The 26,060-nt window shown below is 45.1% G+C and carries 25 protein-coding genes and 1 tRNA gene; 2 read left to right on the top strand and 24 right to left on the bottom strand.

Annotation, left to right across the window (positions count from 1 at the left end):
* Positions 1 to 86: 86 nt before the first annotated feature.
* A tRNA-Tyr gene (locus H8R94_RS08230) sits at positions 87 to 168 on the bottom strand.
* A 71-nt stretch (positions 169 to 239) separates the two neighbouring features.
* On the bottom strand, positions 240 to 878 hold the full coding sequence (locus tag H8R94_RS08225) for a methylated-DNA--[protein]-cysteine S-methyltransferase (RefSeq protein ID WP_186854378.1): 639 nt from the start codon (positions 876 to 878) through the stop codon (positions 240 to 242).
* 306 nt (positions 879 to 1,184) lie between these two features.
* Here H8R94_RS08225 and H8R94_RS08220 point away from each other — a divergent pair, with 306 nt between their 5' ends.
* Positions 1,185 to 1,706, top strand: coding sequence for a restriction endonuclease subunit S (locus H8R94_RS08220; RefSeq protein ID WP_207722474.1), 522 nt, complete (start codon positions 1,185 to 1,187; stop codon positions 1,704 to 1,706).
* Positions 1,696 to 2,622 (top strand): site-specific integrase, encoded by a 927-nt coding sequence (locus H8R94_RS08215; protein WP_186854377.1) that lies wholly within the window; start codon positions 1,696 to 1,698, stop codon positions 2,620 to 2,622. Before H8R94_RS08220 ends, H8R94_RS08215 begins: the two co-directional genes overlap by 11 nt.
* A gap of 55 nt (positions 2,623 to 2,677) precedes the next feature.
* Here the strand turns inward: H8R94_RS08215 and H8R94_RS08210 are convergent, their stop codons facing one another.
* The 22 genes from H8R94_RS08210 to proS form a co-directional block, all read right to left on the bottom strand.
* Positions 2,678 to 2,890, bottom strand: coding sequence for a DUF3791 domain-containing protein (locus H8R94_RS08210; RefSeq protein WP_186854376.1), 213 nt, complete (start codon positions 2,888 to 2,890; stop codon positions 2,678 to 2,680).
* Positions 2,887 to 3,357, bottom strand: coding sequence for a DUF3990 domain-containing protein (locus H8R94_RS08205; RefSeq protein WP_186854375.1), 471 nt, complete (start codon positions 3,355 to 3,357; stop codon positions 2,887 to 2,889). Before H8R94_RS08205 ends, H8R94_RS08210 begins: the two co-directional genes overlap by 4 nt.
* The gene (locus tag H8R94_RS08200) at positions 3,354 to 3,593 is read right to left on the bottom strand and encodes a DUF3791 domain-containing protein (RefSeq protein ID WP_186854374.1); all 240 of its coding nucleotides are present in this window, start codon (positions 3,591 to 3,593) and stop codon (positions 3,354 to 3,356) included. The genes H8R94_RS08205 and H8R94_RS08200 overlap by 4 nt, the downstream gene beginning before the upstream one ends.
* A gap of 16 nt (positions 3,594 to 3,609) precedes the next feature.
* Complete coding sequence (locus H8R94_RS08195; RefSeq protein WP_186854373.1) at positions 3,610 to 3,846, bottom strand: hypothetical protein; 237 nt, start codon at positions 3,844 to 3,846, stop codon at positions 3,610 to 3,612.
* A gap of 67 nt (positions 3,847 to 3,913) precedes the next feature.
* Entirely contained in the window at positions 3,914 to 6,874 is a 2,961-nt protein-coding gene (locus H8R94_RS08190; protein ID WP_186854372.1) for a type I restriction endonuclease subunit R, read from the bottom strand.
* A 15-nt stretch (positions 6,875 to 6,889) separates the two neighbouring features.
* Positions 6,890 to 7,513, bottom strand: coding sequence for a restriction endonuclease subunit S (locus H8R94_RS08185; protein WP_186854371.1), 624 nt, complete (start codon positions 7,511 to 7,513; stop codon positions 6,890 to 6,892).
* Between the two features lie 2 nt (positions 7,514 to 7,515).
* Positions 7,516 to 9,111 carry a type I restriction-modification system subunit M gene (locus H8R94_RS08180; protein ID WP_186854370.1) on the bottom strand — a complete coding sequence of 532 codons (1,596 nt, stop codon included), beginning with the start codon at positions 9,109 to 9,111 and terminating at the stop codon, positions 7,516 to 7,518.
* A gap of 30 nt (positions 9,112 to 9,141) precedes the next feature.
* Positions 9,142 to 11,178: a glycoside hydrolase family 13 protein gene (locus tag H8R94_RS08175; RefSeq protein WP_186854369.1), complete on the bottom strand. Its 2,037-nt coding sequence runs from the start codon at positions 11,176 to 11,178 to the stop codon at positions 9,142 to 9,144.
* Between the two features lie 333 nt (positions 11,179 to 11,511).
* Positions 11,512 to 13,371 (bottom strand): ATP-dependent zinc metalloprotease FtsH, encoded by a 1,860-nt coding sequence (ftsH, locus tag H8R94_RS08170; RefSeq protein WP_207722473.1) that lies wholly within the window; start codon positions 13,369 to 13,371, stop codon positions 11,512 to 11,514.
* Between the two features lie 12 nt (positions 13,372 to 13,383).
* Positions 13,384 to 13,905, bottom strand: a complete 522-nt coding sequence (gene hpt, locus H8R94_RS08165) for a hypoxanthine phosphoribosyltransferase (RefSeq protein ID WP_118281495.1) — start codon at positions 13,903 to 13,905, stop codon at positions 13,384 to 13,386.
* The gene (gene tilS, locus H8R94_RS08160; RefSeq protein WP_186854368.1) at positions 13,898 to 15,325 is read right to left on the bottom strand and encodes a tRNA lysidine(34) synthetase TilS; all 1,428 of its coding nucleotides are present in this window, start codon (positions 15,323 to 15,325) and stop codon (positions 13,898 to 13,900) included. Before tilS ends, hpt begins: the two co-directional genes overlap by 8 nt.
* Positions 15,326 to 15,328: 3 nt before the next feature.
* Positions 15,329 to 17,170 carry a SpoIIE family protein phosphatase gene (locus H8R94_RS08155; RefSeq protein WP_186854367.1) on the bottom strand — a complete coding sequence of 614 codons (1,842 nt, stop codon included), beginning with the start codon at positions 17,168 to 17,170 and terminating at the stop codon, positions 15,329 to 15,331.
* A gap of 102 nt (positions 17,171 to 17,272) precedes the next feature.
* Complete coding sequence (locus H8R94_RS08150; protein WP_186854366.1) at positions 17,273 to 17,575, bottom strand: FtsB family cell division protein; 303 nt, start codon at positions 17,573 to 17,575, stop codon at positions 17,273 to 17,275.
* Complete coding sequence (gene yabQ, locus H8R94_RS08145) at positions 17,572 to 17,997, bottom strand: spore cortex biosynthesis protein YabQ (protein WP_186854365.1); 426 nt, start codon at positions 17,995 to 17,997, stop codon at positions 17,572 to 17,574. Before yabQ ends, H8R94_RS08150 begins: the two co-directional genes overlap by 4 nt.
* Entirely contained in the window at positions 17,997 to 18,281 is a 285-nt protein-coding gene (gene yabP, locus H8R94_RS08140) for a sporulation protein YabP (RefSeq protein WP_118281490.1), read from the bottom strand. The genes yabQ and yabP overlap by 1 nt, the downstream gene beginning before the upstream one ends.
* Before the next feature lie 69 nt (positions 18,282 to 18,350).
* The gene (locus H8R94_RS08135; protein WP_118281489.1) at positions 18,351 to 18,590 is read right to left on the bottom strand and encodes an RNA-binding S4 domain-containing protein; all 240 of its coding nucleotides are present in this window, start codon (positions 18,588 to 18,590) and stop codon (positions 18,351 to 18,353) included.
* A 79-nt stretch (positions 18,591 to 18,669) separates the two neighbouring features.
* Entirely contained in the window at positions 18,670 to 18,942 is a 273-nt protein-coding gene (locus H8R94_RS08130) for an HU family DNA-binding protein (protein ID WP_118281488.1), read from the bottom strand.
* A 182-nt stretch (positions 18,943 to 19,124) separates the two neighbouring features.
* Entirely contained in the window at positions 19,125 to 20,858 is a 1,734-nt protein-coding gene (locus tag H8R94_RS08125; protein WP_186854364.1) for a phospho-sugar mutase, read from the bottom strand.
* Between the two features lie 44 nt (positions 20,859 to 20,902).
* Entirely contained in the window at positions 20,903 to 22,162 is a 1,260-nt protein-coding gene (locus H8R94_RS08120) for a PEGA domain-containing protein (protein WP_186854363.1), read from the bottom strand.
* A gap of 14 nt (positions 22,163 to 22,176) precedes the next feature.
* On the bottom strand, positions 22,177 to 23,184 hold the full coding sequence (locus H8R94_RS08115; RefSeq protein ID WP_186854362.1) for a phosphotransferase: 1,008 nt from the start codon (positions 23,182 to 23,184) through the stop codon (positions 22,177 to 22,179).
* A 78-nt stretch (positions 23,185 to 23,262) separates the two neighbouring features.
* Complete coding sequence (locus H8R94_RS08110) at positions 23,263 to 24,603, bottom strand: CCA tRNA nucleotidyltransferase (protein WP_118535442.1); 1,341 nt, start codon at positions 24,601 to 24,603, stop codon at positions 23,263 to 23,265.
* Positions 24,603 to 26,042 carry a proline--tRNA ligase gene (gene proS, locus H8R94_RS08105; RefSeq protein ID WP_118281483.1) on the bottom strand — a complete coding sequence of 480 codons (1,440 nt, stop codon included), beginning with the start codon at positions 26,040 to 26,042 and terminating at the stop codon, positions 24,603 to 24,605. Before proS ends, H8R94_RS08110 begins: the two co-directional genes overlap by 1 nt.
* Positions 26,043 to 26,060: the final 18 nt, after the last annotated feature.

Here is a 26,060-nt window from a genome sequence, read left to right as displayed (position 1 = left end):
TAGTGAGAACGAATGTCAGTGAAGTTCGAACTTAGTAGTCAAGTGTTGTTACGAGCACATATGATACCTTTAAATCTTACGTGCAATGGGTGGTGGTGGATTCGAACCACCGAAGCAAGATGCAGCAGATTTACAGTCTGTCCCCTTTGGCCACTCGGGAAACCACCCATTTCAAAACAAATTCATGTCCTGACAAAATAAGATTATAGCACAGGCTTTTTACGCACGCAAGAATTTTTTTATTCGTCGTGTGGGTCTTTCATACCATATTTTTCCAGATCGACTCTGCCATTTTCTACCACAATACCATCCGCCTGAAGTCTCCTTGCCTGCTCCTCTGGTCCATCAAAAGCAAATGCACCGGAGAGTTGTCCTTTGGCATTGACAACACGAAAACAGGGAATATGGTCCGGATCCGGGTTCTTGTGCAGGGCATTTCCGACCGCCCGGCACATTTTCTCATTGCCAGCCATCTTTGCCACCTGTGCATAAGTTGCCACATGCCCCTTTGGGATCCGCTTGACGGCTTCATATATACGCTTGGTCGGACTGTCCGTCACCAGATCATAACTTTCAGCGATCATCCGCTTGACATCAACATCCGGGATGGTTCCATCCAGCCGTATGGTATTCCAGTGCTCTTTATTCTGATGATAGCCGGGCAGGACAGCCTCGTAAGCATCCCTCCAGAAATCCCGCCACTGGGGATCCACCTTGACATTCAAATGGATGAGTCCATCCATTTCATAAGTCCATAGAAACGCCTTTTTACTGCCCTGCACCCGCACCAACTGCCAATTCGGATCATGGAAGGGTGCTTCCTGATAAGTCTCGGGAAAAGTCAATCCATAGGCTAAGGCTTCTTCTCTCGTTTTCACTTTATCACCTCTGATCTTCTCTGTATCTCCTGCTCTAGTTCATCCGTCACCATTCCCAGAATCCCACTTATATTTCTGCCTGCACGATTCGTCCAAAATCCGTAAAATTTTGCATCTTTACGTGTCAGTCCACACGATAGACATATAGACCATCCGCTGACTATAGTATACATAGGCAGGAAAATTTATGCAACGAGTTTTAAGGACTTATTCTTTAACGTTTTCTATCATCAATGGCTTACCCTTGGATCCATTTTCAAGTATACTTGGGAACAGCGTAAGGTTTTAGATTTACTTATTCAACCTGTGACAGATGGACCACATGAAACTCCTGAACTAGTTGAAGAAGGCGTTCCTTTTATATCAGTTGATGCTATTGTTGATAACAAGATTGATTTCAGCAGAAAGCGTGGAAACATATCCGAAAAATATGATGAACTTTGTTGCAAAAAATATAAACCACAGTTACACGATGTATATTTGGTGAAGTCAGGTTCTACTGTAGGAAAGGTCGCAATTGTTGAAACTACTGAAAAATTCAATATATGGTCGCCTTTAGCAGCAATGAGATGTGGAGACAAAACATATCCATATTTCCTGTATAATTTGTTACAAACAAAAGATTTGCAGGCTCAGGTCGCTGATAAAGCATCAAACGGAACGCAGCCTAATTTAAGCATGAGGGAACTAGAAAAATTTCCTGTTTGTGTGCCTTCAAATATTGAAGAGCAAAAGAAAATTGGTGCTTATTTTGAACAGTTAGACAACCTCATCACCCTTCATCAGCGTAAGCCTATCATAATATTGGGAGGTTTTTATGCTGAATAACATAGACAACACAGATTTATTCTATAACTACTACGCACAATGGATTGAAATTTATAAGGAGGGGGCGATAAGAAAGGTTACAATGGACAAGTATCGGTTAACGCTAGCCTGGATACAGAAGTTAGCGCCAGACCTAAAAGTTGGTGACATGACAAGAATAACCTATCAGAAATTATTGAATGATTATGCTGAGTTTCACGAAAGGCAGACGACAATGGATTTTCACCATCAACTAAAAGGCGCCATCCTAGATGCAGTCGATGAGGGGCTTATCGAGAGAGATCCTACACGAAAGGCTATTATTAAAGGAAAAAATCCTAAAAAGAAAAAAATCAAATATTTAAATCAGTTTGAACTCCACAAACTATTGTCAAATTTGAATTTGGGACAAGAAGTCAACTGGGACTGGTTTATTTTATTAGTAGCCAAAACAGGCATGCGATTTTCGGAGGCTCTAGCGATCACTCCTAGGGATTTTGATTTTACAAAGCAATCCTTATCCATCAACAAGACATGGGATTATAAAAATGGTGGTGGGTATATGCCCACCAAAAACCAATCGTCCGTACGAAAAATTCAGATCGACTGGCAACTTATAATCCAATTTTCAACATTAGTCAAGGATCTACCTGAGGACGAACCCATATTTATATCTGGCAAAGTCTACAACTCAACCATCAACAACATCCTAGCGCGATATTGTAAAAAAGTTGATGTGCCGATAATATCCATTCATGGACTGCGGCACACACACGCTTCACTTCTCCTGTTTGCAGGCGTATCAATTGCAAGCGTTGCTCAAAGGCTGGGACATTCAAGCATGACTACAACGCAAAAAACTTACCTTCACGTCATTCAGGAACTCGAGAGCAAAGATGTTGATTTGGTTATGCGCTCACTGTCAAGTCTAAACTAATAACTAAACGCTTACGCTGATGAAGGATAATGCTCCCTAACTTCAATATATCTCTTTAGCCACGAGAACTGTATTCTTGTCCCAATTCATCTGCCAAATATGCATCACTCATACAATGCATATCTGATACGCCGTCTCTCATCATTTTGTAAACATCAGAACAATAAAAAAAATCCAATGCCGCATCCAGTGAAATTCCTTGCCGGCTCGCAAAACTTTCAATAATACGACAGTATTTTTTCTGAAGTAGGATCGGATTAGCCATCATACTTTCTCACTCCCTTCATAACGCAATAGAAATAATGCTTTTTCTGTACGAAAACATATTTGAAGATTAGGCTTTTCATACCGTAGACGTTTTAGAGCCTCTGCCTTATCAATCAAACCATCAAAATACAATTCCACTGTATTGAACACCTTATCATTGGCAACACCACCAAATACAAGGTCATAGTCAGCCACGTCTTTTCCCCCACGACAACTCAAAATAAAATCAAGCCATTCCTCAGAATAGGATTCGAATTTCAAAACTTTCAGTTCGGGCTCATATTGCTCATCATATTCATATTTAGAAATAATACCGTCTTTTCCCTGACGTTTAAATTTTCCACACCATTTTTTTGCCTGTTCATACAAGGGTGTGACATAAAAGCCGCGCCCGAAATCAACATTTGGACGAGAATGAGCCAAATCCGGCTGCGAGATCGCCAAAAATGAACCATGATAAAGAATCACACTTCCACCCCCTTTTCCACCATCACACGAAGAATATCATCTACAATGTATTCTTTGCTCTGGGTATGAAGCACTTCATATTCCGGTACAATATAATTGTTCAGAATATCACTCTGTTCGGTCAATGCTTTATATACAAAATCAGCATCCACCCCCAATTTTGCTGCAACATTTTCAATGCAGAATACAACAAACTCAAGTTCATTAGAATCCTTAATGATTTCATCTGTCATCATGCAAAAACTCCTCTGCTCATCTTCTCATCCCTTCACCACAACTTATTCTCGGAGACTCATCTGGGATATCCGACATATACTTTGCAGTGAACGCTGCATTAACTTCCGATATTTCCTTAGTCCCATCTATGTATTCTCTAAAAAATTCCATCAGGTCGATTCCGCCGCTCTCACACCCCTCTGTTTCTTCCCACTGTTTTACAATCTGAATTCTTTCTGATTTTGTAGTATCTTTTATAAGTGTGCTTTTCAATATAATATCCTCTCTTTCAAATCATGCAACTAGAAATCGTTCATCACCACAAGTTTTCTTCTTTACACTATCCAAGCAATGGACTGATTTCAGACATCAAAACTTCCTTAAACTCTTTTATAAGCGCTCCATTAAATTTAAACTTAGGGAGCGCATCAACTGTGTTATCTTTATATGCCGCATAGTCAGCCGCTGCTTTTAACTTGTTTTCATTGGCAAGTTCTCCATCCTTAAAATTGTATGCTTCATATTTTACATCCTCAAAGGGTACAAACCATTTTGAAGAAAACTTTTCAATTTCTTTATCTATAGCAGCGTAACGCATCTGATTGATAATAACAGAAATATCCTGACCCATAAATCGGGCTTTATCCTGCTCAATCTCATCTAAGACTTGCAATAATAAGTCACTTAGTCTCGGATTGTTCTCGGCGAATTCTTTTACCATCTCCTTCAATTGTAAAAGTTTATGCTCAAACTCAGCCTCATCAAAATCTTCATTTTTCTGATCCAAGAAATCAACAAACCCCTGCAATAGTTCTACAATGTATTCGAAATCAATCCTAAACTTGCTATGAGCCACTAAATCATAATCATCTCTAATTGGCTCATCATCTGTATCGTCTATCGGATCTTTCTTCAATTCCTCCATTACATTATTATAGACTGCGGCGTAATCCTCATATATATCCTGACCAAACTCGAATTTACCCAGCATTTTAGGTTCAAATGTAGAAAACGATTTCAGATGCGCATAGTCATGATCCAAGTCTCTAAACAATTTGATGAATGTCTTCTTTTGTTTTTTGGACAGGTTCACAACGTCCTTGGGCTCAGGTGCAAAGGTTCTTATAGTCTTTAATGATAACGTGAAATTTTCAAGCACCGTATCCCAATCTTCTGCTATCGCCTGCCCTATCCCCCCTTTCGAATATAACACAAGTGCATCATTAATTTTTTCTTTGTACTCTTTTGGATTCCTGAATGTAACAATCTGCCCATACTCTTTATTCTGGTCAAATAAACGATTTGTTCTGGAAAACGCCTGTATTAACCCTTGCGGGCTCATCGGCTGCCTGTCAATGAATAATGTTGACAAACAAGGTGCATCAAAGCCTGTAAGCAGACGATCTACCACTATAACAAGATCCACCTGCTGATCTCTGCTCAACTTGTAACGATTTCCCTTTCGCGCTAATCGATCATTCAAATTACTATTATATGCACCCAGCCCCTCAATTCCATATTTCGTTCCAAATATGTTGTTATAATACATAAGGTACCGTTTCATAGCATCTTGGTTTGTCTGCGATGTTTCTTCATTTTCAGACACTGAAAAAGTAATAGCCACTTTTGGAAAATCAGGAAGCGCCTTTTTTATTTCTTCATTGATTTTCAGTTCATCCTCACCAGCCTTGATTTTCAATATCATTTCATAGTACTTCTGAGCAATTGCAATCGATTCTACAGTCAGCATAGCCTCATAAGTTTTTCCTCGCCCATTTTGCATTCCGAATTTCGAAGTAGACTGATTCAGTATTACATTCAGAACATTTCTCATATGTCTTTCACTGTGATAATACTTTTCTTCGTCTTCTTTTTCGATACCTTTTGGTCCTAGGTTTTCAACATTAAAGCCTAATACCGCGCCATCGTGAATTGCTTCTTTTATTGTGTAACTATGGAGACATGGACCATATAATTCCTCTGTAGTCTGCGGCAAATCCCCTTTTTGCTCATATTTATTTTCTTCAAATATAGGTGTCCCAGTAAAGCCAAACCACAGGGAATGATTAAAAAATCTCTCTATATCTCTTTTTGTCTGTGGCGTCACAGCCCTATGGCACTCATCCACAACAAAAGCCACCTTAAGAGCCTTTATCTTGTTATATTCCTTGGTTCCTTCTTTCAAACGACGATTAATCATTACCTGCATCTTCTGTCTTGTGGTTACGATCATCTGTCTGTTATCGTCGACCAATTTCTTAATCAAACTACCCACATGCTCTGTATCATCAACATCAATAGTGTCGTTGTCAGCATATGACTGAAAAGCCCCTTTTGTCTGTAAATCCAAATCCTTCCTATCAATCAAAAATATCGTCTTTTGAATCGATGGAATATCCATCAAAAGATTTCTTGTAGCCTTGTAAGATGTCATGGTTTTTCCAGAGCCTGTTGTATGCCAGATATAACCAGATTTGCCTGTTTTTGACGCGGTTCTCATAGCTTCAATTGCATGAATCTGATATGGTCTTAAGATAAGAAGTTTCTTCTTGTCATTATCCAACACCGTATACTTTGTAACCATCTCATGTGCTTCCGGTATTTTAAGTACTGCCTGTGCAAAATCCAGATAGTCACACACCGGATCATTTTCATCATCAATCCACCCTGTCAGGAACTTTTTATTTAATTCTGTATCTCTGGCGGATGAAAAATATTTTGTGTCATCCACATTACTAACTACAAACATCTGAACATTTGAGAAAATCCCATGGAATTTTCCCTCTGCAATATATTTCTTTATCTGCCTATACCCATCCATATATGAATGTTCTTTGTTCTTCAATTCAATATGAATCATAGGAATTCCGTTGATAAGTAACGTCACATCAAATCTTCTGTCTCTACCATTCTCATCCGCTTCATCCCTAAATGCCTGATACTGATTAATCACTTCATAGACGCTTGTTCCCCCTGCAATATGTTCATTATTCATAACAACAAGATGCAGTGTCTCATTTCCCCTTTGAATATGAACATAAACCTTGCCATTTTCTCCAATCAGCCACTTTCCCGCGTCATAAAAAGAAGCATGAGATAAATCGTTCTTAATCTTGGCAAATTCTGATTCACTAAGTGGAACATCATCCAATTTTGCCTTGTTATTCTGCTCTAATATGTATTTAAAATTACTCCACAGGTCTTCTTCTGTCCTAATATCCGGTCTATAAGTCCACTGCGATTCTCCGCTGCAAAGTTGATCTATAAGACGCTTTTCTATTACTGACTCCAATTCTGCCATAGTCGCTTCTCCTTTCTATGCAAACATATTTTTTATCATATATTTTTTTAAGATTTTCAATTCATAATACTTACGCTGATGAAGGGTGATAAGATTATCTAATGATCTAAAATAGTCTCCAATCTTCTGCTGTTCTTTAATATCTTGCGGCAACATCAACTCTGTTTTGAAGAAATCTGTTGGAGCAATATTTAAAAGTCCATGATTTCTTGCACCTTCTGCCGCAATAGCCTGAATGTCTTTGTGCCAGTTGCTTGTGTCATAATATGTTGCAATAAAATCAGAACTTGTTACATCTTCATCTTTTATCTTAAAAACAATGTAAAGTGTTGATAATACACCGTTTTCATATCTATCAAGACGCTTAATTGCACCCCAAGGTGCATCATTTGATGTGCTTTTATTATATGCAAACTCCCCATTGTAAATCAGATAATATCCACTGACATCTTTGCTGGCCACGCGCTTATCAAAGAACTCATTTTGATCAATGAGTCCATATTGTGCTGATATAGTAAGCGGTAATTCTGATACATAATCTTGGTTCTTACGCGTCACTCTTTCCGCAATATCTTCTAACTTAGGCTGTTCCCAATCATCAGTAAAACCCTTAAATCTTATATTTGGTGTATTCCCCATTCTTACACCTCCTCAAATATCTTGATAAACTCTTTCACTGCCTCTTCTGTTTCTGAGGAGTTAAACGTAAGGTCACCAAGCATTGAAATCATAGTCTCGTTGCATTCTTTAATGGACTGGTTGGTTTCCTTTATTCTCTCCGTAAGTGCCTTTAAATCGATTTCTTCCTCTTCCTCACTTGTATCCACATATCTCGGAATGTTGAGGTTAAAATCATTTGCCTTTATGTCTTCATAGGAAGCCAGATATGTCTGCTTTTCAACTGTTTTTCTATCACTATAGAATTCTAAAACCTTATTGATGTGTTCCTCATTCATCACATTCTGCTTCTTTTCCTTCTCAAAAAGATTAGATGCATCAATGAAAAGCACATCCCTACCCTCTCTATGTTTCTTTAGGACAATAATACATGTTGGAATTGATGTATTGTAAAACATATTTGATGGCAAACCAATAACTGCATAGATTGCCCCATTCTTTAGCAACGTCTCTCGAATACACCCCTCGGCAGCCCCTCGAAACAAAACACCATGTGGCAAGACAATCGCCATCGTTCCATTTTGCTTCAGGTGATAGAAACCATGAAGCAAAAATGCATAATCTGCTTTTGACTTCGGTGCGAGTTTACCACCATAATCCATAAATCTTTCATCCTGCTTAAAGCCCTCAGCGGCTGACCAATGCGCTGAATATGGAGGATTCATTACAACTACGTCAAATTCCGTTTCTTCGTCAGTTGGCCAATCAGCATCCAATGTATCACCATTTCTTAAATGCTGATTCTCTGGTAGCACGCCATGAAGGAACATATTCATTCTCGCCAAATTATATGTTGATGGCATAAGTTCCTGACCATAATACTTGATATAATCCGGTTCACTGGAATAATTTCTGCAACTAAGCATCAATGATCCTGACCCCATACATGGGTCATATACCTGCAATCCTTTTTTATCTTCTAAACCTGTCATAGCAATTCTACAAAGGATCTGTGCCGGTCCATGAGGTGTGTAGAACTCTCCCGCCTTCTTTCCCGTCTCAGATGCGAACTGGCCTATTAGATACTCATAGGCATTTCCAAGCACATCACCTTTCGCATGAATTAAATCAGCACCGTCAAGCACCCTTATCACCTCTGCTATCGTAGCACTCTGCTTCTGGTCTCCAGTTCCAAGTCTGTTAGAATACAAATCTACATCTGCAAACAGCCCATTAAATAATTCATCCGATTCCTGAATGCGATTAAAAGCGGCCTGTAATTTTTCTCTGTTAAAAGCATTGTTATTGACCATATTTAACATGCTCACATATGTCATATCAGGTTCCAGGGTGTAATGCATAGAAGTCCTTAACTCTTGAAGCAAATCTTCTGCATCATCCGTTTTCATAACGTCTTCATACTGTTTCTGCGCCTCTCGCAGATCATCCGGGGATTCGTCATTCAACAAATCATATACTTTTGCCAGATATGAATCTGATAAATACTTATAAAAAACCAATCCCAGTAAATATGTTTTGTATTCGTTGGCATCCATCTTGCCACGAAGCACATCTGCTCCACTCCATAATACCTGTAATAAATCCTTGTTTTCCGCCATTTTTATCCTCCTCAGCACCTCTGATCTTCTCTATATCTCCTGCTTAAATACCATACCGCTATATGCCGCAAGGGCAACATGCATCATACCATCCTTAACCGCATACTTGGTTGGCATGATCGAATATCCTTTTTCGTTGGTGAGCATCGCCTGTACCATAAAACCATCTGCCACCTCAGCCAGATAGACCGGTACATCTGCCTCTAGGGTCTCCGCGCCTACATTGACAGCCACCACATAGCGTTCCTGCTCGTTAAAACGTCCATAGGAGATAAAGTTCTTCATCCGCTTTAAGAATTTAAAGGAGCCGCGCCGCAAGGCACTGCTGCACCTATGCACCATGATCATATCCCGATGATAATCAACCAGAGGATAATCCGCCTTTCCCCACGGATAGGTACGACGGTTATCCGGGTCGGTAAAGCCACACACACCCGCCTCGTCCCCATAGTATAAGGTCGGTGCTCCAGGCCAGGTCATCTGCATCAGGACTGCCACCTTATAAAGCGGTATATTGATATCCTCGGAGGCTGCCGCCACCCCCAGCGCAGAGGCTCTGCCCACCTTATGATTGGTTCTGGTCAAAAAGCGAGAATGGTCGTGATTTGACAACTGGTTCATGGCTGTATAAAGAGAGGAACCTGTAAATTTGGTCATATAATAACGCATGGCATTTTCAAACCGCTCACTGTCGCCTTGTGCTCCCGGCTCATAGGCATCACTGTGTTTCTCCATTCCAGTCACAAAATAAGAGATCGGCTCCATAAAAGCATCATAATTCATGACCGTATCCCAGGCATCGCCCCGTAACCAGGAAGACGCATCCCCATAATGCTCTGCCAAAATGATGGCATCCGGGTTTGCTTCTTTGACAGCCTTGCGGAAATCCCGCCAGAACTGATGGTTAAATTCCGGACTGTGCCCTAAGTCTGCCGCCACATCCAGACGCCAGCCATCCGCATTATAAGGCGGAGAAACCCATTTTTTCCCGATCTCCAAGATATAGCGGTAGAGATCCTCCGAGCCCTCGTAATTGAGTTTCGGCAGTGTATCATGCCCCCACCAGCCTTCGTAAGTACCATTATCCGGCCACTGGTTTTCATCATAAAAATGAAAATAATCGTGATATGGGCTGTCTGCTGCTTCATAGGCTCCCGGTGCATAGCCCTTGTCAGGGCGATAGATCTTTTCCCGATTCAGCCATTTATTAAAGGAACCACAATGATTAAAGACACCATCCAGAATCACACGGATGCCTCTGGCATGTGCCTCTGCGATAAAATCCGCAAAGAACTGATTGGAGGCCTCCAGATTTTCCTTTGCCGTCACACGATTGATAAAACGACTTGCCCCGGCATTGTCCCTTGCACCTTCCGGCAGGGTCTGCCCTTGGTCTAAGACAATCTTGCCATAATGGGGATCGATATGGTCATAATCTGCAATATCATATTTGTGGTTGGAAGGAGAGACAAACAACGGGTTGAAGTAGATAACCTCTACTCCCAGACTTTTCAGATAGTATAATTTCTGCCGCACCCCTTCCAGATCTCCGCCATAGAACTCAGCCACACCAAAATCGGCATTTGGCAGCTGGTTCCAATCCTTGATCTGTCGGCTCATAGTCTTAATGTAATGGTACTCATTGTCCAGCACATCATTGGTCGGATCTCCGTTGGCAAAACGGTCGACCAGGATCTGATACATGATAGCGCCCTTTGCCCAATCCGGCGTCGCAAAGCCCGGCAGGATGCGAAAGGCATACTCCGGTCGGATCTCCTGACTCACGCCGTATTTATCAAAATAGCATTGCTCCTGCTCATTCTCCCGAATTGAAAAACAATAGGAAAATGACTGGTCTCCCAACTGCACCTGTGTCTCATAGTAATCAAAACGCTCGCCTGCCTGTGCCGGGCGCATCAGGTAATGCGTATCCTGCGCCAGCAGATAGATCTCCCTTGCATGCCCATGTGCGACACGCAGACGAATGGTGACCCGGTCGCCCGGATTTGCCTCCATAGGGACCACATACTGTCCTGTCTCATCGCTGTAAATTGCTTCTGTATTCATACTCTTATCCTCTTATCTCGCATGTTATCTTCTTTTATCATACTCAGTTTATCTTGTCTTTTCTAGGGATTTTTGTAGATTTTTCTCAAATACAGAAAAAATAAAATAGAAAGTAAAAAAGACAGCTATCGAACGCTGTCTTTTTAGGAGAAGGTATTTTTACTATGGGGTTAGCAAAAATATTTATATAATGTATTGGGGGGTTTTTACGATTGTTATTATATAATGCGTCCACCCATAAGTGTTCACAAAGTTACTAATTTTGCATAGATGTTTTTGTGCAACATGTACAAAAATGTCTTTCAAATAACAATCATAAGCCCTTTTCCCAACTTAAATTCCTTCCACAACCACGCCTTCTTCTTCCGGCTGCGGGATCGGATCACCGCCAAAGAGAGCCTCAAACTCTGCACGTCCGATCTTTTCTTTTTCCAGAAGGAGTTCTGCACACTTGTGTAAAACATCTTCATGCTCTTTGATCAGTCCAGTTGCCTTGGCATAACATTCCTGAATGATGCGCTTGACTTCGCCATCAATGGTCGATGCAACCTGCTCACCATAGCCTCTGGTATGTGCCAAGTCCCTGCCGATAAAAACTTCATCCTCATCATTATCGTAGTTGATCGGTCCGACTTCTGCGGAGAAACCATACTTGGTGACCATATCCTTGGCTGTCTGGGTCGCCTTCTTGATATCCGAAGATGCCCCTGTCGTGATGTCGTCAAAAATGATCTCCTCCGCCACACGACCGCCCAGAGAAACGATGATATCCTGTAACATCTTACCCTTGGTGTTGAACATTTCATCCTTTTCCGGCAGCGGCATAGTATAACCCGCTGCTCCCTGTCCGGTCGGAATGATGGATACCGAATAGACCGGTCCGACATCCGGGAGGACATGGAAGAGAATGGCATGTCCAGCCTCGTGGTATGCCGTGATCTTCTTCTCTTTTTCGGAAATGATACGGCTCTTTTTCTCCGTACCCAGACCTACTTTGACAAAAGATCTCTTGATATCATTCTGGCAGATATAAACTCTGCCCTCTTTTGCCGCTAAGATTGCCGCCTCATTTAAGAGATTTTCCAGATCGGCTCCGGTAAAGCCTGCGGTCGTCTGTGCGATCTGCTTGAGATCCACATCATCCCCCAAAGGCTTATTCTTGGCATGCACATGCAGGATCTCCTCACGTCCGCCAACATCCGGTCGTCCAACAAAGACTTTGCGGTCAAATCGTCCCGGACGCATGATCGCCGGATCCAGAATATCAACACGGTTGGTCGCTGCCATCACGATAATACCCTCGTTGACACCAAAACCATCCATCTCGACCAGCATCTGGTTCAAGGTCTGCTCACGCTCGTCATGTCCGCCGCCCATACCGGTTCCGCGTCGTCTTGCCACGGCATCGATCTCATCGATAAAGACGATACAAGGCGCATTCTTCTTTGCCTCTGCAAAAAGGTCACGCACACGGGATGCACCGACACCTACAAACATTTCAACAAAATCAGATCCCGAAATACTGAAAAACGGCACGCCTGCCTCTCCGGCAACTGCCTTGGCAAGCAAAGTCTTACCAGTTCCCGGAGGTCCGACTAAGATCAGTCCCTTAGGAATACGGGCACCCACCTTGGTGTATTTTGCCGGATCTTTCAGAAAATCTACGATCTCTTCTAACTCTTCTTTTTCTTCTCTCAGACCTGCTACCTGTGCAAAACGCACCGGCATCTTGTCCTGCGTTGTCATCGTAGCACGGCTCTTGCCAAAATTCATCATCTTGGTATTGGCTCCGCCACCCACCTGTGCCTGTGCATTCATCATCATCATAAAGAGGATAAATACGACCGCAACAACGATCAGCATTGGGAGCAGGCTCTCCATGAAGCCGCTGTTGGGAACATCATTTAAACTGTAGTCAACGCCTTCCTCATCCAGGGTATCCTGCAACTCGCCTACATCAGACACATAGACGGTAAATTTCCCACCGGCAGTCGTCGTGATCGTCACCGATCCGGTCGGCACCTGTTCATTCTGGTGAATGACTGCGGATGCCACTTCGCCCTTTGCCAATGCCTTGTCAAACTGGCTGGAAGTATAAGTTGCCGTCTGTGGATTGGAAATGGAATACCAAATAAATACCACGATCAGGATCAGCACAACATATAAGCCCAGACCCACTCTATTCTTTTTCAATGATTGCCTCCTTTATAACTCTACAACCCCGATGTATGGCAGATTACGATACTTCTGGTCATAATCCAGACCATAGCCTACAACAAACTCATCCGGAATCGTGAATCCGACATAATCAACGTCCACATCTACCTCACGGCGATCCGGCTTATCTAACATGGTGCACAGACGAACGCTCTTGGCATTGCGCTCCTTAAATACATCCTGTAAAAAGTGCAGAGTGTTGCCGCTGTCGATGATATCCTCCACGATCAGGACATTGCGTCCATCTACCGGAATCTCGACATCATTCTTGATCTTGACCTCACCGGTAGATACGGTACCGGAACCATAACTGGAAGTTGTCATAAAATCGATCGTTACCGGAACGGTGATCCTTTTTGCCAGTTCGCAGGCAAAGAAAGATGCGCCGCGCAGAATACAGATCACATATACGCTCTCTCCTTCATAGTCTTTGCTGATCTGCGCTCCTAACTCTGCAATTCTTGCTGCCAGATCCGCCTCAGGGATCATCTCTCTGATTGTCTCACTCATTTTCATTTTCCTCCAAAACCTGTATTTTTAATATTCTTTTTGTATGATCGTCTACTTTATAATACGTACTGATCCGATAACCAACCGCCCAGATCACATGGTCGCCATCGCATAAAAGCGGAACCCGATCACGTTCCCACCTGGATACCTTTTCGTTGACAAAATAATCCTGTAATGACTTGCGACCACCGGACGCCGTCACGGTCAGATAGTCTCCCTTACGCCTATAGCGTAATTGAATAGCATTCTTTATCTTATCATAATCGAACCATTTCGTATAGAATTTTCTAGGAATTTCCATCTTGGGATCATAGGAAAAACTCGATACCTCTATATATTTTCCTGTCTCCGGCAAAGGGATACGGATTCCTTCTTGGATCTCCTCCGCCGAAAAAGTATGGCAAAGATCCTCTTTTTCAAGGCCACTGTCCCCACATCGCATTTCCAAGCCTTCGTATGTGCGGGCAACACTCAAGCCATAAGGCAGTTCCACTCTGCGCCCCGTCTGCGCCGCTAAGAGTTGATCCAAGGCTTCCAAATGTGCCGTGCTGATGTCCCGCAGACCGGCTACATAAGCCGCCAACCACAGGTATAGGACCTGACACCGCAAAAAGGAAGGCTGGTCTTTCAAAGGTTCTGCCAAGAGCAGATCTCCCTGCCTAGACTGGGCAAGCAGGTCTTTTGCCACCTGTCGGATATAATCTGCCACCTGCCCCAGATATAAGGCTTCCCTGCCCAGATGATCGCCTGCCTGAGCATTGATCTTTTGCAGTTCCGGCATGACCTGATGACGCAGGCGGTTCCTGTCATAATGGATATCCGTATTCGTGCTGTCCTGGCAGTAGGACTGCCCCAGACCCGCCAGATAGGCTTCCACTTGTGCCCGGCTTGAGGATAGGAAAGGACGGATGATACGTCCCCTTTTGACCGGCATGCCCCGCATGCCCTCCAGTCCCGTACCCCGCACCAGATGAAAAAGCATGGTCTCTCCGTTGTCTCCGGCATGATGGGCTAAGGCAATGCGCACCGGGTGCCCCAGTTCTTTTTCCCAAGCCTCGGCTTCCTGCGTAAGAACCGCATAACGCGCCTCCCGCGCTGCTTCCTCCACAGCCGTCTGCGCTAAAACCGCATCCTGCAGGCGGTCTTTGACCGATATGGTCCGCTCCTCTATTCCCAGATCCCGGCACAGTTCTTCTACGAAATATTGATCCCACAGGCTCTCCTGTCCCCGGATGCCATGTTCTACATGAATACAGCGCAGACAGATCCCCAGACGGTCACGCATCTGCCATAGAAAGCGTAAGAGCGCCACAGAATCTGCCCCACCCGACACGCCGACCAAGACACCGTCACCCGGATGTATGAGGTCTTCCTGCTCTATGAATCTGCAAACACTTTCTTCCCATTTTGCCTGCTGCATTTCTTACCTTTCCAACGCCTTCAAGACCAGCACGGTCATATCATCCGCCGCTGTCCCTCCGGTAAAGAGCAGGACACGCTCTATGATCTTTCGTGCAAATGTCACGGCATCTGTATCTGCCAGTTCTTCGATCAACTGACGCAGCATCTCTACCGCGTCCTCAACCTGCAAATATTCTAACACACCATCCGTAACGAGTACAAGATAGTCCCCTGCTTCCAGATAGGACCGAAAAGGCAGTGCCTCCAGGGAAGCACTGGCTCCCATAGGCAGGCTGTCCGCCTCGATCACTTCCGTCCGCCTTTTATGGCGCACAAAGGAGACATGTGCCCCCACCTTATAACAATCCACGATCCCGGTATATTCGTCCACCAGACAGGCATCCAGCGTCGAAAATCGTTCTGCCTCCGCGCCAAAGATCATTGCCGCATTCATCAGGCGCAATGCCATATCTATGGTAAAACCGGCTTCGGCAAACTGCAAAAAAAGGCTGACGACCGTATCACTCTCCTCGTGTGCCTGTCTTCCGCTGCCCATCCCATCGGATAGTGCCATAACAAAGACTCCCTGCTCCAAGCGTCTGGTGCCGAAACTGTCCCCGGAGATCGTCTGCCCCCGCTGTAACATCTTGGCAACGCCATAGGTGCACTCCAGTTTCGGTCTTGTCACAAAGACATAGTCTGCCCGCTCGCGCCCCACAATACTGCGGTTCTGTTCAACCATCATAAGAGTTTGTCCGGTACAGGTCTCTATGATCGCCAGCACCTCCTTGCTGGTCATGCAGACACCGGCGCGCGCCGCCAGTTCCATAAGGATCCGACAGGTTCCGTTTTTCCGCCGGTAAAAATGCAGATTCCATACCCTAAGCCCGACCTCGCGCAAATGGAAACGGATCTTTGCCAAAAGCCAGCGTTCTTTGTCATCGCAAAGCCTGTCCGCCTCCATACAGTCTTCCATCACATATGCCATGGCATCGATCTGTCCGGCGATCATTTCCCTATGCTCACACAGGCGGCGATACCATGCCAGATTTAACTCGGTACGCTCAAAGATTCCCAGTGCTTCCCGGATCAAAGGTTCCGCCCGCTCGCACTGCCGCCCGATCTTCTCCTGTAAGACCGGATCGATCTTTTGTCCTTTTTCTGCCTGGGCAAACAACTGCTCCATGGCAAGTGACATGGCACTCCCCTGTGCCAGACATGTCTCGTAGCGTCCACAATCTCCGCAGATCCGTCCCCGCAACTCCTGCTGCATGGCGACAAATCCCATGCCTGCTTCCCCTTCTTTCGGTCTTACCAGCGCCTCCATGCTCTGTGCCAGCCCACTCATGGCTCTGGAATATTCTCTTGCCTGGAGGGGAAGGACACGGGTACCGGTCTTTTTTTGCATACTGTGCCAGACCTCCTCCAAAAGATCCATCCCCCGACAGGTAAAATAGGCTCCACCAGCCACCAAAAGCCCCTCCAGCACTGGCAGGATCCCATAGGGAAAGGTCATGGTCTGTGTCGCCGTCATCACGCGTCCGCCATAGGTGATCGCCACCAGGATCATGCCCAAAAGGCTTGTCTGCCCCATGCGACGCACCAATATATGCATATGCCAGAAGATCGCAAGTACCACCATCCAGACTAAAAATGTCACGCCGTAGCGAAAGAGGGCTGCGATCGGCAAAAAGAGTACCATCCACAAATAGGAAAACGGCACACACAATCGCCTGTTCTCCTCGTTCAGATAACACGCCCCAAATATGACTGCCACAAAAGGATAGCATCCCAGCATCTTAATATGGCAGGCCAACAGCCCCAGAAGCAGATAAATCAAAGTTCTTGCAATCTTGTCTTTCATAATGTGCCTCCTATTTCACTTGCAGAGGCTATTATAAAAGGACTTCCCTGCATTATTTGTCAAAGGAAGTCCTGCTTATCTTTTTTCTATCATCTTTATGTTCTATTTTTCGCGAAAAATCGTCTCATTATCATAAACCAAGCCCAATTTATCCTTGGCAACTTTTTCTTTGTATTCATCCGACTGGATATACTGTTCCTGTTCCTCCAGTTCCTTTTGCTTGTCCTCTTGCTCGCTCAGTTCTTTCTGCTTGGTCTGCTCCGTCTGCACCAAGGCCTCATTCTTCTGGTATAGGCGCACCATCTGCACGGAGAGCACCAGCACTAAGAATATACCAATGCAGAGAAAAGAGATCCTTCCTGCGCTATTTCTATTTTTCTTTTTCTTTCTCGGTCTTCTACTCATATATCGTCCCTTTTTTCTTTTTGTTCTGTCCATTTTGCCAGAAAGGCAAACAGACGATCACAGCCTTTCCCCATATAGCGGTAAAGGCTTGAAAAAAATTTACAGATGACAGCAAGTGGGACATACAATATCCGTCTTGCCAACTTACTACCTATAGCATAATACAAAATCATCCCGGCTGCACCTATAAATAATTGACAAAAACGTAAAATCCCCTCCGTTTCTGCATTTTGTACCTGCCAAATAACAAGACCTGCAACGATCCAATAGGAAAAATCGCCCAGAGCCGCCCCCTCTTTGGTAATTTTGCTGATGCGTCGCAGGGTGCGGATTAGATCGTATCCCAATCCCAGACCTATGCCCAGAAGAAACATGACCCAGAGGATATGTCCCTGTTCCGTCACAAAAGAATACAAATGCATTATTTAAACATCCGTCCTAAAAAACTCTCGCCCATCGCCTTAGCGGAGACAACTTCGGAATAGAGCAAGGCGTCTACCCTGCCTTCTACTTCCAGATCGCCTTTTTCCACAGACAGGCGGTTGATATGGAGATCATTGCCCTTGATGGTAAGCATCCCCTCCGAGGTTTCCAATAAGATCTCCCGCAGATCAAAGGAGATCACATCTAAAATCCCGGTAAGGCTGATCCCTTTGCGGTTCGTCATCAATAATTTGTGGTTGGTCATGACCTGTTTTTCTTCCATAGGATCTCCTCCTGATACATTCTTATATCTCTATCCTATGTCAGAAATCCAACTTTATGACAGCAATTCCTATAGGTAACGGAACATGTCCTTTGCCTCTTCCTTTTTGGTCGTATCTAAGAGTGCCAGCACCTCGACCTTGACCGGCTTGTTGCCAAAGGCGATCTCAATGATGTCTCCTACCTTGACCTTGACCGAAGCCTTTGCCTCTTTGCCATTGACCATGACACGCCCTGCATCACACGCCTCGTTTGCCACAGTGCGGCGTTTGATCAGACGGGACACCTTCAAAAACTTATCTAAGCGCATTGTCCTTACTTCCTTCCTGCTTATACAAAAAAGGCTCAAAACCGAAGTTTTGAGCCAGATGTTCATAAAACAATATGAATTAGTTCATCATATCCTTTAAAGCCTTACCAGCCTTGAACTTAGGAGCCTTAGAAGCCGGGATCTTCATCTCAGCGCCAGTCTGAGGATTTCTTCCTGTTCTAGCAGCTCTCTCAGATACTTCAAAAGTACCGAATCCAACTAACTGGATCTTCTCACCCTTCTTGAGTTCTTCTGCAACAACATCTGTAAATGCCTTTAATGCTGCTTCTGCATCCTTTTTTGAAAGATCTGCCTTGCTAGCCATAGCTGCAACTAATTCTGTTTTGTTCATATTAACTTCCTCCTATGGAATATAAAATAAAATATTATGTCAGAGGTCTGCCTCCAAAATAACTACAAAAATATTTATAAAGGTTTTACCTATTTTTGTCAAGGCAAAGCCCTTATATTTTCAAGGTTTCCCGACGTTTTTCCATATTATACAAAATAATAAATAATCTTTGTGTAAGAATACTACAACATCTTTTCTACCAAGGCATTGACAGCCGCTTTCATAGCCTCTGCCTTAGCATCTGCATCCGCCAGGGAACTTCCCTTGATACCAAAATAGAATTTAACCTTTGGCTCTGTACCGGAAGGACGGACGCATACCCATGCATCATCCGTCAGTTCATAATAAAGCACATTGGAACTTGGAAGTCCGGTCGGGCGTACGGCACCGGTAGCAATATCAGTGATCGTATCGTTCTTATAATCGCGGACGGCTGTCACCTGATAAGCACCGATCTCCTTTGGTGCCTCTGCACGCAGGGTATTCATGATCTGTCCGATCTTTTCCAAGCCCTCGATGCCCTTTAAGGTAATGGCTGTAATGCCATCCTGATAATAACCATAACGCTCATACATAGCGATCATAGCATCCCAGAGGGTCATATTCTTGGTCTTGTAATATGCGGCAGCCTCACAAAGAGCCATAGAAGCCACAACCGCATCCTTATCTCTTGCATAGGTGCCTGTCAGACAGCCGTAACTTTCTTCCATACCAAAGAGGTAAGTTCCCTTGCCTGTCTTTTCCATTTCTAAGATCTTCTGACCGATGAACTTAAATCCAGTCAAAACTTCAACCAATTCGATGCCGTAGTAGTCTGCGATCGCATCTGCCATGTTGGTAGAGACGATTGAACGCACAAAGACACCATCTTCCGGCAGTCCCTGTAACTCTTTCTTTTGTCCGATCAGATAATCGCCGATCAGACAGCCTGACATATTACCGGTCAGAGGATGATACTCGCCGGTCTTGGCATCCTTGACATATACGCCAAGTCGGTCAGCATCCGGGTCTGTCGCAAGAACAAGATCAGCATCCACTTTCTTTGCCAATGCCAGTCCCAAAATGAAGGCTTCCTTTGCCTCCGGGTTCGGATAGGAAACGGTAGGGAAATCTCCATCCGGCAATTCCTGCTCCGGTACCACATAGACATTGGTAAAGCCAAGTTCTTTTAAGACACGTCGCACCGGGATGTTTCCGGTACCATGCAGTGGTGTGTAAACGACCTTGATCTGAGATCCCACTGCATCAATAGCATCCTGATGTACGACTAATTTCTTTAACTCTTCGATATAAGGATCGTCGATATCCGCACCGATCGTCTGATACAGACCTGCTGCAATGGCTGCATCCTTGTCCATCTTCTTGCATACAGCGTAGTCTGAGATCGCCTTAACCTCGTTCATGATGCCGCTGTCATGTGGCGGTGTGATCTGCGCACCATCTTCCCAATATACTTTGTAGCCATTGTACTCTGGTGGATTATGACTTGCAGTAATATTAATACCAGCAATTGTATGTAATTTACGTACAGCATAAGATAATTCCGGTGTTGGACGAAGGGATTCAAACACATATGCCTTAATGCCGTTTGCTGCTAAGCAAAGTGCTGCTACATCTGCGAATTCCGGTGACATATGTCTGGAATCGTAGGCGATCGCTACGCCGCGATCCTGACCGCCGACCTTTAAGATGTAGTTGGCAAGCCCCTGTGTTGCCTTGCGCACGGTATATTCATTCATACGATTACAGCCTGCACCGATAATACCACGGAGACCCGCGGTGCCAAATTCCAATTCCGTGTAGAATCTCTCCTCGATCTCCTTCTCATCTCCTGCGATCTGACGCAGTTCTTCCTTTGTAGCCTCATCCATGTAGTCGCTTTCCAGCCACTGCATATACTGCTCTTTGTAACCCATAGTATCCTCCTTATATGTGTTCTGTTTTTATGATAATTGCCAGACTAATTTTCGTCAAGCAATGTAGATAACATCTTTGAAATGGTCGTCAGGTAGTCCGTATCCGTAAGACTGGAAGAACTGCTGTCCGAAGTCTTGGACGAACTGCTCTTACTTGATGAACTCTTGCTGGTCGATCCGGTAGACTTGTTACTATTGGTACTGCTGTTTGATGAACCGCTGCTCTTACCGGTATCGGAAGATGTTGATGTATCTTCTTCACTCTGCTTATCCCCTGTCGTGCTCTCACTTTCTGCCAGATCCAGTGAGATCGTCGCACTTTCGGAATTGACGATCAGTGTCTTTTGCCAGTCATCATATCCCTCTGCCACAACCTTTAGGGTATGAGATCCATAGGTAACCGGCACTGCCTGTCCGACCGTGATCTGCTGTCCGTCAATGTAGACCGATGCACCTGCCACTTCAGATGTAACCGTCAACTGACATACTTTTGGTCCACTGCCTTTTAACTGATCAAGATCAACTAACGTTGTCTCTCCGCGTGCCACGGTATATGTCCCGGTTCCGCCATAGCCCTTGTTGGCAACCGTGATGGCATAGGTTCCTTCCGGCACCTCCAGAAGCATATCCCCAGTGATCTTAGTAAAGATCCGGTTGCCGATACAGATCATACTATCCACAAAGATGGAAGAATTCTGCAATTGGATATACCCATGCCCAGTCGTCACAATGACGGACCAGACCTCTTTGTCCTTGCCAATAACCTGCAAGGTGTCATCCGTCCCGATCATATCCAAACTAATGCTTGCATCCTGAGAAAAAGCCATAGTATTGGAAGTGATCCGGTACTGGGTCTGCCCGATCGTAAAGATCCCTTTTCCCATGTCGATCTTGTAATTGGTGACATCTGTCTGATTCCAGACCTGATCAGACATCTTCACGCTGCTCAGGGCAGATGCCGCCGTAATGTCCCCGAGTTGTACAACCTGCCCTGGTGTAAAATGGATCGAACTATAAGAATCCCCATACTTATCCATAAAACGGGTTCCCAGCGTATAAGCATAGCGCACCTGACGTTCAGACTCCGGCGCATACAGGGTCATCGTCTCTCCCACCATATCCATTTGTTCAATAACAAAATCCTGCGTATCTTCTTCCGTGTCTGCCTTCTCCTCCTCTTGCTTTGCGGCAGGCGCACGATAGGTAAAAGGTTCGTTCGATTCCTCTTTCCCACAGGCACTCAGAGCGCCAAGACAAGCAAGCAGACACAGCAGAATACCGCTTGTTTTTCTTATGTTTTTCATAGGTCGATTATAAACTATTCCGCCAGATTATACAATAAGACCAGAAATTCCTGACGTGCCTTCTCCTGCGCCAGGATCTGCCGCAATTTGTCACCGTCACGCTTGGACGACCATGTCTTTTTGTTGTTATTGTAATGATTGGCGATCTTCCAGAATTTTTCCGGATACAAAAGGCGCAGATAGAGTTGCTGCAACTCCCCCGTGCGGAAAGGGCGGACTCTCTGGTAGGTCATGAGCATCTGCCTGCCCAGTTCCGCGTTCCAGCGGTTCTTTTCCAGGGCTTTTCTCGTATATTTTGCCAGATCGCTCATGGCGCTGTCCATGCGCATGCTCTCAAAATGCTGTATGTGCGAAGTTCCGCTGCAATCCAAGACATTGTGATGGTGATAATCGCCATGGCATAACTGTAATTCTTCCTTTAGGGAAAGTATCTCTTCTTCCACTTGCTCCCCCTGTCCGTAAAAAGTCCCGTATGCCTGCTCGTACAAGTCCTCAAATCCCGTCTTCTTTTTCTTCTTGCGGATATAATTCCGCAGGTTCTTAAGTTCCCGGTTATGCCGTCTGACTTCCTCCGCCAGCAGATGCTGCGGCGCAAAAAAGACCTCCTTTTTGTCTGTCTCTATCGTTTCCAACTGCAAGTGCAGGTCTGCCAGTTTTCTTGCCCCCTCCAAGACCTCAAAGGCATTTTTGACGTCACACTCCCGCCCGGGCTGGTAAGACTTTAAAACATAGGTCGGTCCGCCTTCTTCCCGGACCGCATATGCCCCCTCCTGTGTCGGCAGGATCTGCTCCACAGCAGGATCCCAGGTCTTTAGTTCTGCCAGCACCTGCGCCAGTCCTTGTGCTTTTTCCATGGATCCGGTAAAAGACTTTAACATATAGACCGCCCCTGCCGTATGTATAAAAAGACTCCCCCTTCCTTTTGTCACGCCCGTAACTTCCAGAGCATAGGCTCCCAGCAAATTTTCTCCCTGTCCCAGACGCGGAATAACAACCTGTGTTTTCTCTATATTTTCACACATAAAAAAATCCTCCATAAGACGAACATGATGCTTCGATATCTGTTCATCTTATGAAGGAATCCTTCAGATTATACCTATCTATCCCTGCTGTTCCAACTCTTTTCTTGCCTCTGCAAGCAGGATCTCTTTGGTATTACATGCCGGGTCTTCGACCACCTTGGCAAAGAGTTTATCCAGGACCTGACCGATCTGTTTTCCCTGTGGCAGACCCAATGCCAAAAGTTCCTTGCCGTTGATAGCTAGATCCTTTTTCTGTATGCAGGCATGGTCTGCTAAGATCTCCTCGTAGAGTTCTTCAAAACGGTCGATCGCCTCTAATTTTTCCGCCCGCATATAGGTACTCTGCGCCAGAGCGTCTGCACGCTTGACCGTAAAGATCTGTGGGAAACATTCCAGCCCCATCTTTACCATACTGCGCCGGATGCTCTTTTTGGTCAGCGCCGGACGCAGATCATGAAAACGGACCAGGCGCTTGACCGCGCGGATCGTATCATTATCAAACTTGAGTCGGTGCAAAATCTGCCCTGTCATCTCCGCCCCCACTTCCGGGTGTCCGTGGAAATGATCGATGCCATCCGCATCGGTCGTACGGCACTGGGGCTTTCCGATATCATGAAAAAGCATGGTCAGTCGTAAGATACGGTCTGGCGGAACCCCCATGATGGCATGTATGGTATGTTCTCCCACCGAATACTGATGGTGGATGGTATGCTGGGGTGTCTGCATCATTGCGTCAAACTCCGGCAGAAATACGCGGCTGAGTCCACTCTCATAGACAGCCCGCATCTCCTCCGGGTGGTCTGATGTTAATAGTTTGACCAGTTCTACCATAATGCGCTCTGTACTCACCTTGGCAATGGTCGATGCCAGAGTGCAGATCGCTTCGTAGGTCTGTCGCTCGATCGTAAATCCCAACTGTGCTGCAAAACGCACGGCACGGAGCATCCGCAGGGCATCCTCAGAAAATCGCTCACTCGCACATCCCACACAGCGTATAAGACCACGTTTCAGATCGCCCACGCCGTCAAAGAGATCTACCAAGCCCTGACTGTCATTGTAAGCCATGGCATTGATGGTAAAATCGCGCCGCTTGAGATCTTCGGATAAGAGATTGGTAAAGGCGACACTCTCTGGGTGTCTGCCGTCCTTGTATTCGCCGTCAATGCGATAGGTCGTCACCTCATAACCGGTCTTTCCACACATGATCGTCACAGTCCCGTGTGCAATACCGGTATCGATGGTATGAGAAAACAAGTCCTTGACTTCCTGGGGGGATGCCGAGGTCGTGATATCCCAATCCGCCGGTTCTTTCCCTAAAATGCTGTCGCGGACACAGCCACCTACCGCGTAGGCTTCGTGTCCGCAACTTTCCAAACGATCTATAATTGTGATTACGTCCTGTGGTAATACGATCTTCATTAATATGCTTTGCCCCAATAAACTAACTTCTTAGCCGGTTTTCCACAACATACACAGACATCTGAAATCTTTTCCTGTGTAAATGGCATACATCTGCTGGTCGCTGTTGTCTCTTCTTTGATCTTGTCTTCACAAGCCTGCTCACCACACCACATTCCGCGGATAAATCCCGGCTTGTTGGCTACGATGTCCTTGAACTCCTCGTAGTTGTGTGCGTCGTAGGTATGCGCATCTCTGTGTGCTCTTGCACGCTCTAACATCTCTGTTTGCATGGTATCCAAGATCTCTGTGATCTTTTCTGCCAATGTATCCAGAGATACCGTGATCTTTTCTCTGGTATCACGACGAACAAGGATCGCCTGATTTGCCTCGATATCACGAGGTCCCATCTCTACTCTTACCGGAATACCGCGCATCTCCTGTTCAGAGAACTTCCATCCCGGAGACTTGTCCGTATCATCTAACTTGGCACGGAGTCCTGCTGCACGCAAGGTCTCCAATACTTCGTGTGCCTTATCCAGCACGCCTTCTTTATTCTGCATGATTGGAATGACATCCACCTGAACCGGAGCGATCCTTGGTGGCAGTACCAGACCGGAATCATCCCCATGTACCATGATGATAGCACCGATCAGACGGGTGGTCATACCCCAGGAAGTCTGATGTACATACTTTAACTGGTTGTCCTTATCGGTATATTGGATCTCAAATGCCTTGGCAAAACCATCCCCAAAGTTGTGGCTGGTACCGGACTGTAAAGCCTTGCCGTCATGCATGAGTGCCTCGATCGTATAAGTTGCCTCTGCACCTGCGAACTTTTCCTTGTCTGTCTTACGTCCGCGGATGACCGGCATAGCCAGAACTTCTTCACAGAAGTCTGCATAGAGGTTCAGCATCTGCTGTGTACGCTCCTCAGCCTCCTCTGCTGTTGCATGTGCTGTGTGACCTTCCTGCCACAAGAACTCTCTGGAACGAAGGAAAGGTCTGGTCTCCTTTTCCCAACGGACAACAGAGCACCACTGGTTATATACCTTTGGCAGGTCTCTGTATGACTGGATCTCATCCTTATAGAAATCGCAGAACAAAGTCTCTGAGGTCGGTCTGACACAAAGTCTTTCCTGTAATGGATTGAGTCCTCCATAGGTGACCCATGCAACTTCCGGTGCAAATCCCTCGACATGATCCTTTTCTCTCTCTAACAGACTCTCCGGGATGAACATTGGCATGTAGACATTCTCTACACCCGTCTCCTTAAATCTACGATCCAGTTCATGCTGGATATTCTCCCAGATCGCATAACCGGCAGGTTTGAAGATCATACATCCCTTGACACTGGAATAGCCCATCAATTCTGCTTTTTTTACAACATCCGTATACCACTGTGCGAAGTCAACATCCATAGATGTAATGGCTTCTACTAATTTTTTATCCTTTGCCATCATGGCCTCCTTCATCTT

Origin of the sequence: Roseburia lenta (assembly GCF_014287435.1) — a bacterium.
Taxonomy (GTDB): domain Bacteria; phylum Bacillota; class Clostridia; order Lachnospirales; family Lachnospiraceae; genus Pararoseburia; species Pararoseburia lenta.
This window is presented reverse-complemented; position numbering and strand designations above follow the sequence as displayed.

What these genes read in the sequence shown, in the direction of transcription:
- H8R94_RS08215 (WP_186854377.1), top strand. Translation starts at nt 1,696, where the DNA reads ATGCTGAATAACATAGACAACACAGATTTATTCTATAACTACTACGCA.
- H8R94_RS08210 (WP_186854376.1), bottom strand. Translation starts at nt 2,890, where the DNA reads ATGATGGCTAATCCGATCCTACTTCAGAAAAAATACTGTCGTATTATT.
- H8R94_RS08200 (WP_186854374.1), bottom strand. Translation starts at nt 3,593, where the DNA reads ATGATGACAGATGAAATCATTAAGGATTCTAATGAACTTGAGTTTGTT.
- H8R94_RS08190 (WP_186854372.1), bottom strand. Translation starts at nt 6,874, where the DNA reads ATGGCAGAATTGGAGTCAGTAATAGAAAAGCGTCTTATAGATCAACTT.
- H8R94_RS08185 (WP_186854371.1), bottom strand. Translation starts at nt 7,513, where the DNA reads ATGGGGAATACACCAAATATAAGATTTAAGGGTTTTACTGATGATTGG.
- H8R94_RS08180 (WP_186854370.1), bottom strand. Translation starts at nt 9,111, where the DNA reads ATGGCGGAAAACAAGGATTTATTACAGGTATTATGGAGTGGAGCAGAT.
- H8R94_RS08175 (WP_186854369.1), bottom strand. Translation starts at nt 11,178, where the DNA reads ATGAATACAGAAGCAATTTACAGCGATGAGACAGGACAGTATGTGGTC.
- hpt (WP_118281495.1), bottom strand. Translation starts at nt 13,905, where the DNA reads ATGAGTGAGACAATCAGAGAGATGATCCCTGAGGCGGATCTGGCAGCA.
- tilS (WP_186854368.1), bottom strand. Translation starts at nt 15,325, where the DNA reads ATGCAGCAGGCAAAATGGGAAGAAAGTGTTTGCAGATTCATAGAGCAG.
- H8R94_RS08155 (WP_186854367.1), bottom strand. Translation starts at nt 17,170, where the DNA reads ATGAAAGACAAGATTGCAAGAACTTTGATTTATCTGCTTCTGGGGCTG.
- H8R94_RS08150 (WP_186854366.1), bottom strand. Translation starts at nt 17,575, where the DNA reads ATGAGTAGAAGACCGAGAAAGAAAAAGAAAAATAGAAATAGCGCAGGA.
- yabQ (WP_186854365.1), bottom strand. Translation starts at nt 17,997, where the DNA reads ATGCATTTGTATTCTTTTGTGACGGAACAGGGACATATCCTCTGGGTC.
- yabP (WP_118281490.1), bottom strand. Translation starts at nt 18,281, where the DNA reads ATGGAAGAAAAACAGGTCATGACCAACCACAAATTATTGATGACGAAC.
- H8R94_RS08135 (WP_118281489.1), bottom strand. Translation starts at nt 18,590, where the DNA reads ATGCGCTTAGATAAGTTTTTGAAGGTGTCCCGTCTGATCAAACGCCGC.
- H8R94_RS08130 (WP_118281488.1), bottom strand. Translation starts at nt 18,942, where the DNA reads ATGAACAAAACAGAATTAGTTGCAGCTATGGCTAGCAAGGCAGATCTT.
- H8R94_RS08125 (WP_186854364.1), bottom strand. Translation starts at nt 20,858, where the DNA reads ATGGGTTACAAAGAGCAGTATATGCAGTGGCTGGAAAGCGACTACATG.
- H8R94_RS08120 (WP_186854363.1), bottom strand. Translation starts at nt 22,162, where the DNA reads ATGAAAAACATAAGAAAAACAAGCGGTATTCTGCTGTGTCTGCTTGCT.
- H8R94_RS08115 (WP_186854362.1), bottom strand. Translation starts at nt 23,184, where the DNA reads ATGTGTGAAAATATAGAGAAAACACAGGTTGTTATTCCGCGTCTGGGA.
- H8R94_RS08110 (WP_118535442.1), bottom strand. Translation starts at nt 24,603, where the DNA reads ATGAAGATCGTATTACCACAGGACGTAATCACAATTATAGATCGTTTG.
- proS (WP_118281483.1), bottom strand. Translation starts at nt 26,042, where the DNA reads ATGGCAAAGGATAAAAAATTAGTAGAAGCCATTACATCTATGGATGTT.